The sequence below is a fragment of the Microcystis sp. LE19-195.1E genome (assembly GCF_027532095.1).
GTDB classification, from domain to species: domain Bacteria; phylum Cyanobacteriota; class Cyanobacteriia; order Cyanobacteriales; family Microcystaceae; genus Microcystis; species Microcystis aeruginosa.
In genome coordinates, this window is the sequence record NZ_JAPZSZ010000245.1 from 1 (window position 1) to 11,340 (window position 11,340).

Annotated in this window: 7 protein-coding genes, 2 tRNA genes and 3 pseudogenes; 7 read left to right on the top strand and 5 right to left on the bottom strand. The window is 45.4% G+C overall.

Annotated elements, in window-relative coordinates:
• Positions 1–199: pseudogene (locus O9300_RS13650) on the top strand (IS1634 family transposase); the annotation flags it as partial.
• Between the two features lie 43 nt (positions 200–242).
• The gene (locus O9300_RS13655; protein WP_287972176.1) at positions 243–548 is read left to right on the top strand and encodes a hypothetical protein; all 306 of its coding nucleotides are present in this window, start codon (positions 243–245) and stop codon (positions 546–548) included.
• A gap of 117 nt (positions 549–665) precedes the next feature.
• On the opposite strand, the gene hflX is transcribed toward O9300_RS13655, so the two are convergent.
• Together hflX and O9300_RS13665 are read right to left on the bottom strand one after the other, a co-directional pair.
• Entirely contained in the window at positions 666–2,369 is a 1,704-nt protein-coding gene (gene hflX / locus O9300_RS13660) for a GTPase HflX (RefSeq protein WP_287972177.1), read from the bottom strand.
• A gap of 95 nt (positions 2,370–2,464) precedes the next feature.
• A pseudogene (locus O9300_RS13665) lies at positions 2,465–3,193 on the bottom strand (IS1 family transposase); the annotation flags it as partial.
• An 896-nt stretch (positions 3,194–4,089) separates the two neighbouring features.
• Here O9300_RS13665 and O9300_RS13670 point away from each other — a divergent pair.
• Entirely contained in the window at positions 4,090–5,916 is a 1,827-nt protein-coding gene (locus O9300_RS13670; protein WP_287972179.1) for a peptidoglycan DD-metalloendopeptidase family protein, read from the top strand.
• A 91-nt stretch (positions 5,917–6,007) separates the two neighbouring features.
• A tRNA-Met gene (locus tag O9300_RS13675) sits at positions 6,008–6,081 on the top strand.
• Between the two features lie 113 nt (positions 6,082–6,194).
• Here the strand turns inward: O9300_RS13675 and O9300_RS13680 are convergent.
• A complete protein-coding gene (locus O9300_RS13680) occupies positions 6,195–6,326 on the bottom strand; it encodes a hypothetical protein (RefSeq protein WP_287972181.1) in 132 nt (43 codons plus the stop codon).
• Positions 6,327–6,608: 282 nt separating this feature from the next.
• Positions 6,609–7,451, bottom strand: coding sequence for a methyltransferase domain-containing protein (locus O9300_RS13685; protein ID WP_287730034.1), 843 nt, complete (start codon positions 7,449–7,451; stop codon positions 6,609–6,611).
• Between the two features lie 207 nt (positions 7,452–7,658).
• Here O9300_RS13685 and O9300_RS13690 point away from each other — a divergent pair, with 207 nt between their 5' ends.
• The 3 genes from O9300_RS13690 (at position 7,659) to O9300_RS13700 (ending at position 11,088) form a co-directional block, all read left to right on the top strand.
• Positions 7,659–8,864 carry an FAD-dependent hydroxylase gene (locus tag O9300_RS13690; protein WP_287730030.1) on the top strand — a complete coding sequence of 402 codons (1,206 nt, stop codon included), beginning with the start codon at positions 7,659–7,661 and terminating at the stop codon, positions 8,862–8,864.
• A 92-nt stretch (positions 8,865–8,956) separates the two neighbouring features.
• A tRNA-Pro gene (locus O9300_RS13695) sits at positions 8,957–9,030 on the top strand.
• A gap of 135 nt (positions 9,031–9,165) precedes the next feature.
• A complete protein-coding gene (locus O9300_RS13700) occupies positions 9,166–11,088 on the top strand; it encodes a S9 family peptidase (protein WP_287972184.1) in 1,923 nt (640 codons plus the stop codon).
• A gap of 61 nt (positions 11,089–11,149) precedes the next feature.
• Here the strand turns inward: O9300_RS13700 and O9300_RS13705 are convergent.
• Positions 11,150–11,340, bottom strand: a pseudogene (locus O9300_RS13705) (IS5/IS1182 family transposase); the annotation flags it as partial.

Here is an 11,340-nt window from a genome sequence, read left to right on the forward strand (position 1 = left end):
GAGAAAAAAACGGAATCAAGAGAACCTCCCTGTGCATAGTTTTCGGACTTTGTTGGAAGACTTGGGGACAATTTGCTTGAATACAGTGGAATGTACGATTAGGGAGGGAAGTTATCGTTTTTCTAAGATAACTCGACCGACTCAACTGCAACAAAAAGCGTTAGATTTATTGGGAGTTTCTCTGATTTGTACCCAGTAACGGGGGGCTGGAAATTCTCTTAATCCCTTCTACAGCAGCGGTTATGGCCTTTTGTCAACGGGGAAGTCCAGATATTAGTTATCGCCGAAAAATTTCCGCCGCTCTTAATCTAGAGTTTTCTGATGGTGGCTTAAATTATGTTAGTAGTTATGGTGGTGGCAGTTCCTTTGAACAGCAGAACTTTACTGGCAATGCTCAACAGATGGATGTGACTAATCGCTGGAAACTATTTCTTGACAATGACGAGTTTTTGAAGTTAATCAAAAATGATGAGCTTTTACACTATTCCGAAAAAATATTTGGTAAGCTTCCCGATACCGAGTTAATTTATCTTGGGGCTAATAGATGATAGTTATAATCATACCAAATCCGGTTATTAAAAACTGATTATTTATTCCTCCTTTTGCCTCTTGCCTCTTGCCTCTCCTCACAAGTAGCCTATACTTAACAGATTTAGTATCAATAATTAAGCGATTAAATCGATTAACTTTTGTTTTAAAGTTTCCAATCCTAGCCGACGAATAGCCGAGATAAAAACAGCTTGGGGGTATTTTTCCTTAGCTATTTCCAAATCGTCGCTTTTTACCTGATCCAACTTATTAAACACCATTAACATTGGACCAGTTTGAATCGGCATCTCCGAGAGGATTTTTAATACCGAGGCAATCTGACTTTCCCAAGCTGGATGGGACAGATCCACCAGATGGAGTAATGCTTCTGCTTCCGTTACTTCCTCTAAAGTTGCCCGAAAAGCATCCACCAGCGAGGGGGGTAATTCGTGGATAAAACCCACCGTATCGGTTAGTAAAAGGGTGTGAGAGACTTGGGTGAGGGGATCGGTAATAGTTAAGCGTCGGGTGGTGGGATCGAGGGTAGCAAACAGTTGATCGGCGGTATAAACTTCGGCAGCGGTGAGCGCATTAATTAAAGTAGATTTTCCCGCATTGGTGTAACCGACGATCGCCACACTGGCTACATCTTGTTTTTGCCGTTGTTTGCGTAAACGGGAACGATGAGCTTGCAGTTGATCCACCTCATCCTGGAGACGGGATAAACGACGTTGAATAGTTCGGCGTTCTGTTTCTAATTTTGTCTCCCCCGGTCCGCGAGTGCCAATTCCTCCCCCTAATCTCGACATAGCTAATCCGCGCCCAGTGAGACGGGGTAAAGTGTATTCTAATTGGGCTAATTCTACCTGTAGTTTACCCGCTTGGGATTGGGCCCGTTGGGCGAAAATATCCAGGATCACCTCGGTGCGATCGACCACTCTCACCCCGATTTGGTTCTCTAGATTGCGAATTTGGGCGGGAGAAAGGTCGCGATTGAATACAACTAAATTAGCCCCCGAAGTTTGCACCTGTAGGGCGATTTCTGCCACTTTTCCCGAACCGATCACTGTTTGCGGATGGGGATGATCCCGTTTTTGTCGGGTGACTTGCAAAACTTTGCCCCCGGCGGTATCAACTAAACGTTCTAATTCGCTTAAACCGTCCTCGAACTGGCGATCGCTCATACCGTCGGTGATTAAACCAACCAATAGCACCCGATCTTCGGCTGTATCAACGGTTATAGCGGTAAATTCTCGCTGAAACTCCGCCTCTAGTCCTTCCACTAACTCTAAAAAGTCCTGTTTGCTTAAATCCTCTAGATTTAAGGGAGGGGAGACAGACCAGTATATATTACTATTGACATTTGTTTGACTTTGTGGTATGAGATGCGCCAGATAGACTTGCTCCACATAACCGGTCGCCCCACCACCGCGACGGATCATACCTGTACCGGTTAATGTTAAGACCACCAGTGCGTCTAATCTTTGCAAAGCCATGGCGGTTAAACTGGATTCTTTTGGCGGTTCCTGCTTGAGTTCCGTGGCGATACAACGAATTCCGCAAAGACGTTCGGAACCGTAGCGGGGTAGTTCCAAGAGAGAAAATTGGGTTTGTCGGGGCGTTCCCACTCCCACACGAATTACCTGGCCGCGACGGTTGATATAGGTGCAGAGGGGTTGATGGATATCGGTACTGATAGCCGCCAGTCTTTGGGCGAATTCTGGGGTGGTGAGAGTATCAATAGGCAAGCGTTCATGGTACAGCCTTTGTAGCTGTTTCATCTGACTGGCTTTCAGTCCCTGGGTATTGCCGAAGATGGTATCGATAGGCTTTCCTCGCAATTAGGATTTTATCTATTATTGTAGCGATTATGAGACTCGCTGCTCCTTGAGGGCGTTTCTCATCAAGATGAAGTGTAACCTAATTTGGTGCTGATTCAGAAGTAGTGATGACGGCTTAACGCTTTACTCTCTTGCACATTGTAGTCATGGATAAAATACCAAAGGGCTCCCCAAGGTGATTCTCCATTTTTTTAGAGAACGATAGACTCTCTCTCACTAACCGAGAAACCCGTTGTCGACAAGTATTATTTAATCTTTTGATCGGATTATTTTGATCACTTTCTTTTCCTAATGCTCGCTGACTTTGACGAGTAATTACTGTTTTGCATGAATCGCAAAAGTTACCGTAAGCAATCGCATATTTTCGAGCAGCTAATGGTAAAAAATCTCTAGCATTTTTGACCCTATTTATGGCTCCTATTTTCTAGATAAAATCCTTGATTTCTCCAGTGTTTGTATCAATGGCTAACCAAATACATACCTTGATTTTTTGAGAGAATACGAAGGACTATATCTCATCACCTTCTCCGGTGAATTTAACCTTGGTTTTTTCAGCCCGCCCTTATCTGACTGGGAACAGCAGCCAATTTATTGTTGACATAATTTTGTAACCATGATCAACTTATGCCTGTCACCCTCGCAATACCTCCTAGAGAAATTCGCTCCAGAAATAGCCGATCAATTAATTGTTTAGTCTCCGGTGAGATAGTTTTATCGTTGGGGTTGATCACAAACTGACGACCACAATCTTTACATTGACGTTCGGGTTTACCATTATGAGTAGAACCGTTCTTGATGCTGTGGTGAGAGCCACAACCGGGACAGAGGAGGGAGCCGCAATTGCCTGAGAAGTTTTTTCTCTATTCACCTGCTGGTATAGTCAGCATTACATAAGACAAAAAAAGATATTTGTCAGGAGATTCACCATAAAAAAATCAGTTTTCAAGAGTAACCCTCTTGCATAATTAATTTTTCAGGGTTCAAAAACGGCAAAAATAAGGATTAAATTGCCTAAAATCTGTAAATAGACCATTTAATTGATTATTATTCATTCTTAACTCTCCTGACTACTGACTACTGGCTACGGACTCCTAAACCTAACAACAATTTTTGATTTTTACAAGAGGTCTAGTTATAAGTAACAGGCGATCGCCATCCTTGAATTAGGGAAGGAAATGCTGACAGCCTTTTTCTCATCAAGACGAAGTGTCACCTAATTTGCCATGGACGACCGACACCTCACACCCCACACCCTGCCCCCAGAAAAAATTTTTTCGGCAAACCCTATTTATCCGGTATTGCCCCCTGAATAGCCATCGTTGCTCCTTTCGAGCAGCGAATGATTAATAATTTCTTTCTAAACGGCAAAACCGATAAAAAATTTCTATCAAAAAACTGGCAAAAATTGGCAAGACCAAAAATGCTGATCAGCTTGGAACAACTGAGATAGAGCATCGTCAATCTGGACATTCAAAATGTCACCAACTTGCCGTGATCCCGATGCTAATAGTCAGAGGGAGACTTGCATAATTTCAAAATCTAAGTTAATCTCTCCTAAAAGTCACCTTTAGGTATTTTGACTAAAAAGAAAGTTGCCTAACTTCTACTCTAGCCTCAAGGCTAATGCTGAAAGCTAGAATCATCGGCTTAATCGACTGGCTCTAGCTAACTCTTTACACCACAGGAGGTCTGTTTGAAAGAGACTTTTATCCACAACCCCATGACATCCGCTACCCCAGAACAGAATTGCACTGCTGAGTCTAACCGAGTCCGTTGCTCGGCTGCCCTGCTGGGATTAGCACTCTCTCTGGGAGTACCTAGCATTCTCAACTCCACCTCAGAATCAGCCCAGGCCGCCAATTCTGTACCCTTAGAATGGGAAGTAATTGACCTGTCCCAAAAAGCAAAAGGTGCGGGTAAAGAACTAAAAGAACCGCAAATAATCCAATCCCAAGCACTTGCTACCGTCAAATTCATCGCCACATCAGTGGTTGAGCATCAGGTAAAACCGGGAGAATCCCTGTGGAGTTTAGCCGACACCTATCAAACCACCCCTACAGCGATCGCTAACCGCAATAATCTCCCCCCCCAATCCGATCTGATTATCGGACAAACCTTAAAAATTCCCACTCCTGAGCAGTTGCCCCCGGCAGCCCCGGCAGCAACTCCTGAGCAGTTGGATAGTTCCTCTGCTAGTCTGCGTCAAACCCGTCAACGTCTCCAAGAAAGTTTGGCCGCCCTACGGACCCAGGAAATCCCCCATCAGTCCGATTCCGGGGAAACAGTAATCGTCACCGAAACTACCGCTCTCGTTCCCGATAATTCGCCAACCACTGTCGAGATTCCCGTTATTGCTCCCGAAGAATCGCCCCGACCAACCAGCCAGGTGATCCCGATTCCCGTTCCCACCCCTGAAAGCGATCGCCCGATAGCCACAATTGCCGTTAATCCTCCCTTGACAAGCAGACCGGAAATTCCCAGCGTTGCCCTACGAAATCCGGCTCCTGTGACTGAAATTCCCGCCGTTCCCAATCCTCGGGTCATAGTTCCCCCAGAAACCCAAGTTTATCGGGTTCGGCCAGGGGATACCTTAAACACGATCGCTCGCGCTCTCGGCATCACCCCCGCCGAATTAGCCAGGGAAAACGGCATTGACAACCCCAACCGGATTAAAGTTAATCAAACCCTAGTGATTCCCGACCGCTCTGCCAACGCTAGAGTTAATCAAAATCTTACTCCCTTGGTCGGCGATCGCCAGAGATTGTCCTTTAACCCCAGCAATCGACAAAATTTGCCCGCCGCAACCGCCACCACGGAGACGGAAGAATTCCCCGAAAATATCACCGGCAGCTATCGGGAAAGATTGCGCCAAGAGGTGGCTAATCTGCGGGAAACTAACCTTTCGGAAACCCAGAAAAGTATCGCTATTCCCGTCGATAATCCCGCAGAAACCGTCGATGATCGGCAAATAACCCCTAATCCCCAATGGGCTGCCCTTCGTTCTCGTTCTAACCAAAGCACCCCCCCACAGATTATCGGTTCGGCTCCTACCAATGTGGAAGAATATAATGATCGCCTACGAATTCCCGTCGGCGAAACCGTAGAACCTTCCCTTCCTCCCCTCGCTAATCCCGATGAGTATTTACCTAATCCCGCCCCCATTTTTACCGGCTTTATCTGGCCCACCAGAGGTGTGTTAACCTCCGGTTTCGGTTGGCGCTGGGGCAGACCTCATCGCGGCATCGATATCGCCGGTCCAGTGGGGACCCCGATTGTGGCGGCGGCCGCCGGTGAAGTAATCGCCTCCGGTTGGAATTCTGGCGGTTATGGCAATCTGGTGAAACTGCGTCACCCCGATGGTAGCACCACTCTCTATGCCCATAACAGCCGTCTGCTGGTGCGTCGCGGCCAAACTGTTCAGCAAGGCGAGCCGATCGCCCAGATGGGCAGCAGTGGCTTTAGCACCGGCCCCCACCTACATTTCGAGGTTCACCCCTCGGGCCGGGGAGCAGTTAATCCCATGGCTTTCCTGCCAGGCAGACGTTAAAGATGCCCGCAAAGGGAAGAAAAAATCTTCCCTTTTTTGCTCTTGTGCAACTGGGTGATTGTGTGTTATGATTGATAACTGTGTAAACAACGGCTTAGTAGCTCAGTTGGTCAGAGCAGGGGACTCATAAGCCCAAGGTCGGCAGTTCAAATCTGCCCTGAGCCATCGGAATCAAGCTCCTCTTGGGAGCCTCCTGGCAATTCTACTGGCAATTTTTTGGCTCTTGTCGGGCTGAACGAAAGTTACCCCATACAATCGTTCCCTAAAAAAATGGGGAATCAGGTTCGCTGCTTCGGGGGAATATATTTCGGTAAATCTGGCTGAAATTGCTCAGGCAATCCTGAAAAAGTCAATTCTTCTAGAGCATTATCTCGTTCCCCGGTTCTACCCGATAACTTATAACTGTTCACTGAACACAGCAAAAATCTCCCCAACACCTGCCCCCCCACCAAAGCCCTTTTTTTGATTCCAGGAAATTCGCACCCATAAGTATGGGAAAGGACTTGACTTTGGCGGCGGTTTGCGTTATGCTTTTCTTATAATGGGAATCTGTGCAAATTCTACGAACTGCAAATATTACCATTATGAATAAAATCTTTTAAAAATATTATCTCAAAATCTCCCCACAAAAGCAAGCAAAATTTTGCCAATAATTGTTAAGTTTTGTTAAAAAGAAATGGAGAGAGCGGCCTTTATTTTTTCCCTTGCAGTAAGCCAAAACGAATTAAACCCGACTCGTAACCGCGCCGCATTAACCCTAAAGATAAAGCTCCTTGGATAGTAGTGTAACCGCTTGCTAACAAACCAGCGATCGCATCTGTGCTGAGGGCCGAGTCAATCACCACATCCCAAAAAGCGGCCACCGATAGAGACCAATCATCGGTTTTTAGGTCTCGAAAGCCAATGTCACGGGCAATATCGGCGTATTCTGGCAAAGAAATCACATAGGGGAGACAATAAACCCGATAAATCTCGTTTAATAGTTTAATCTCCCCTTCCGTTAAATTACCGGCGAGGGAAGTGGTGGGACGATGACACCAAGTGGCCATCAAAAAAGTCCCCCCGGGCTGCAAAACCCGATAACATTCCCGCAGAAATTGCCTTTTATCGGGCATATGTTCGCCACTTTCCAATGACCAGACCAGATCAAAATTATCGTCAGGAAAGGGGGTTTTTAGGGCATCAGCCACAAGAAAACTCACTTTTTCTTCTAAATTAAACTCTTGCGCTCTTTGGCTGGCTCTAGCGGCTTGTACCGGGGATAGAGTAATCCCCACCGCTTGGCTGTGAAATTTTTCGGCCAGATAAAGACTACTGCCACCAATACCACAACCTAGATCGAGAATCTGATTAGCACTGGTGACATCACCCCAAGTTAATAATTCTTCTATTAAATCAATTTGTGCCTGACGGCGATCGAGTTTAATCTTGCCGCCCCGACCGTAGTAACCATGGTGCATATGTTCGCCCCAAATCCTTTCCCACAGTCCACTAGAGGAGTCATAAAAATCGGCTATTCGTTGATCAAGTTCCATGGTGATTTCCTAGTTAAGAGAGGCACTCTTGGCAGAGAGCCGAAACACTTACTCAACCCTAACCCGAAAATATCAACGACGGACAAAACCCTTCCAAGTCTATCAATGGCTAGGTGGGGTGAAGACCATCAAACCCGACAGCAACCCCGAAAATCGTGTCAGAATAGATCATTGTAGTCACTGATTATCTTTGAGAAAAATATTTATATGTTAGGACGGGACAGCTACGATTTAATCATTGTCGGGGGTGGCATAGTCGGAACCACCCTAGCGGTGGCCTTAAAAAATACAGGATTAAATATCGCTATGATCGAGGAACGCCCCCTAGAGGTGGCCGCCTCCCGTCGTCAAGCTTATGCTCTCTCGTTGATGTCGAGCCGGATTTTTACAGGCTTGGGTATCTGGGATAAAATCTCGCCCAGTATCGGTAAATTTAGTCATATTCGCCTTTCTGATGCCGATTACCCGATTTTTGTCCCCTTTGTGGTCGATGAGCTAAAAACCGATTATTTGGGCTATGTGGGCGAACATCAAGTGATTTTAACCGCCCTGCACAATGCTGGCCAAGATTGCGATCGCATTGACTGGTTATCCCCTGCCAAAGTGTTAGAAGTGGAGTACGGAGCAGAAACAGCCACTGTCACCCTGGAAGAAGCCGGTCAAACCCGAAAAATCACCACAAAATTACTCATCGGGGCCGATGGAGCCAGATCCGCTATCCGGCAAGGGGCGCAAATTAAAACCAAAGGTTGGAAATATTGGCAATCCTGTGTCGCTTTCACCATTAAACATCAACTCGATCGCAACGATACCGCCTTTGAAAGATTTTGGCCCACCGGTCCGATGGGCATTTTACCGCTCCAGGGTAATCGCTGTCAGATCGTTTGGACAAATCCCCATGGGGAAGCGAAAAAACTGCAAGAAATGCCCGAAGCGGAATTTATCAAGAAATTAGAAGCATATACGGGGGGATTACTGGGAAAACTCGAATTAGTTAGCCCCCGCGCTCTCTTTCCCGTACAGTTAATGCAGAGTGATACCTATGTTAAACCCCGACTGGCTTTAATTGGTGATGCCGCTCACTGTTGTCATCCCGTCGGTGGTCAAGGTTTAAATTTAGGCATTCGCGACGCGGCCGCTTTAGCGCAGGTATTAAAGGAAGCAGTGGAAAAGCAAGGGGATATCGGAGCGCTTTCTACCCTAAAATCCTACGAAAAATGGCGTAGATCGGAGAATTTAGCGATTTTAGGCTTCACGGATTTTCTTGATCGCCTGTTCTCCAATAACTGGCCGCCTATCGTTGTCATCCGTCGTCTCGGATTGGCAATTATGCGTGGTTTCCCCCCGTTGAAATTGTTTGCCCTGCAATTAATGACGGGATTAAAAGGACGTATTCCCCAATTAGCTAGATAGCTGGCCGCTAATTCCTGGAATGGGGGAGAAAGGAAGAAAAAAAAAGCTTGCAAAATGCTGCGATTATCGCTATGATGGTTAAGGTTCAATATCGGGGCGTAGCGCAGCTTGGTAGCGCACTACTTTGGGGTAGTAGGGGTCGTGGGTTCGAATCCCGCCGCTCCGATTGCAGAAAAACATAGAGTCAGGTAGGGATGCTCACTAGCAATCCCTATTTTGTCCTGTTTACTGGGAATTCTCTTAATTTATCAGCGTTCCTGATCAAGTTAGTTCACCATTAAGATCACTGCTTTAGTAGAAAATGTCTCATCAAATATCAGCTTACGGTTCCTGGAAATCGCCGATTACCTCCGATCTAATTGTGGCAGGATCGATTAGTCTTGGCGGTGTAACTCTAGACGGAGAAGATATTTATTGGTTAGAAGGCAGACCACAGGAAAAGGGGCGAAATGTTTTAGTTAAATTAAACCCCGACGGCACAACTACAGACATCACTCCAGGGCCTTTTAATGTGCGAACTCGTGTCCATGAATACGGGGGAGGTTCCTATCTAATTGTTGCCGGAATTATCTATTTTTGTAATTTTGCTGACCAAAGAATTTATCGCCAAACTGCTGATAGTTTACCCCAACCTCTCACCCCAGAAAATTCCTGTCGTTATGCGGATTTAATTCTCGATAAATTTGGCAATCGTTTAATCTGTATTTGTGAAGATCATAGCCAAAAAGATCGGGAACCAGTTAATAGTATTGTCAGCATCGATGTGGATACAGGAAACATAGAAACTTTAGTATCAGGCGATGATTTTTATACCTCTCCTCGCTTGAGTGCCGATGGTTCTCGATTAGCTTGGATTAGTTGGAATCATCCTAATATGCCCTGGGATAGTTCTTTTCTCTGGGTGGCGGATATTAATAATCTTTATTTGAGTAATATTCGGGTCATTGCTGGTGGTGAAAATGAGTCGGTGTGTGAACCGCGCTGGTCCGCCGATCAACATTTATATTTTACCAGCGATCGCAATGATTTCTGGAACTTTTATTGCTTTAAACACGATGAACAAATCGAACCAGTTATCGAACCAATTGATGCTGAATTTGCCTACCCTCATTGGGTTTTTGGTTTATCTAACTACGGCTTTGCTGGGGAATCCCAGATTATTTGTAGCTATACAAAAGATGGCCGTTGGTATTTAGGAAGTATCGATACTCTTAATCGAGAATTCCAAGAAATTATTACTGCTGATACTAACATTTCTTCCCTACAAGTCAGGGAGAGTAAAATAGTTTTTATTGGCGGTTCTTTCAGGGAAGTAACGGCGGTTGTCTCAATGGATTTAGCCACAGGAACGAGAGAAGTTCTCAAATCTTCTAGTAATTTAACTGTTTCTAGCGATTATTTCTCGATTCCGGAAATGCTCGCTTTTCCCACCAGTGAGGGACTAACGGCATCTGCTTGGTATTATCCCCCCAAAAACCCCGATTATACCGCCCCCAATGGCGAATTACCGCCCCTTTTAGTCAAAAGTCACGGTGGACCGACGGCTGCGGCGACCTCTAGTTTAAGTCTGCGGGTGCAATACTGGACCAGTCGCGGCTTTGGCTATCTAGATGTCAATTATGGCGGTAGTACGGGTTATGGTCGTCAATATCGTCAGCGTTTGCTGGGAAATTGGGGAATTGTCGATGTGGAAGACTGCATCAACGGGGCAAAATATTTGGTTAATCAGGGATTAGTCGATGGGGAAAGATTGGCAATTTCCGGAGGCAGCGCCGGTGGTTATACAACTTTAGCGGCCTTAACTTTTCATGATACTTTTAAAGCAGGAGCTAGTTATTACGGAGTTAGTGATTTAGAGGTTTTAGCCAACGATACCCATAAATTCGAGTCGAGATATTTAGATAAATTGGTGGGACTTTATCCTCAAGAAAAGGAAATTTACTATCAGCGATCGCCTATTCATTTTACCGCTCAGTTATCCTGTCCGGTAATCTTTTTCCAAGGTTTAGAAGACCGAGTGGTTCCACCCAATCAAGCGGAAATGATGGTAGAAGCTTTAAAAGCGAAAGGTTTACCCGTTGCTTACGTTCCCTTTGCGGGAGAACAACACGGATTTCGTCAAGCTGAATCGATAAAACGAGCATTAGATGCAGAATTTTATTTCTATTCCCGTCTCTTTGGTTTTACTCCTGCTGATAATTTAGAACCCGTAGAAATTAAGTAGTCGTGCCAAATTAATTTCCTAGGTTCGAGAGGCGCTGAGGCCAATTCAAGTCTGAATTGTATCACTGTCTGAGGCAAGAAGCTGCTATACCTATCCCTAACTCATAGTTATAAACAGCCGCCAACAAGTTAACTCTTAAACTATATCTTCGACGACGATTCCGATATTTACAGGATAAGATTTTCAAGATTTTGAGTTTCCTATTTATAGGTTCAATGATAATCCTTTCTTTGGCTAAAGCCTTGTTATACT

Coding starts and splice junctions, on each gene's coding strand:
- O9300_RS13670 (WP_287972179.1), top strand. CDS start 4,090: ATGACATCCGCTACCCCAGAACAGAATTGCACTGCTGAGTCTAACCGA.
- O9300_RS13700 (WP_287972184.1), top strand. CDS start 9,166: ATGTCTCATCAAATATCAGCTTACGGTTCCTGGAAATCGCCGATTACC.
- O9300_RS13655 (WP_287972176.1), top strand. CDS start 243: ATGGCCTTTTGTCAACGGGGAAGTCCAGATATTAGTTATCGCCGAAAA.
- O9300_RS13685 (WP_287730034.1), bottom strand. CDS start 7,451: ATGGAACTTGATCAACGAATAGCCGATTTTTATGACTCCTCTAGTGGA.
- O9300_RS13690 (WP_287730030.1), top strand. CDS start 7,659: ATGTTAGGACGGGACAGCTACGATTTAATCATTGTCGGGGGTGGCATA.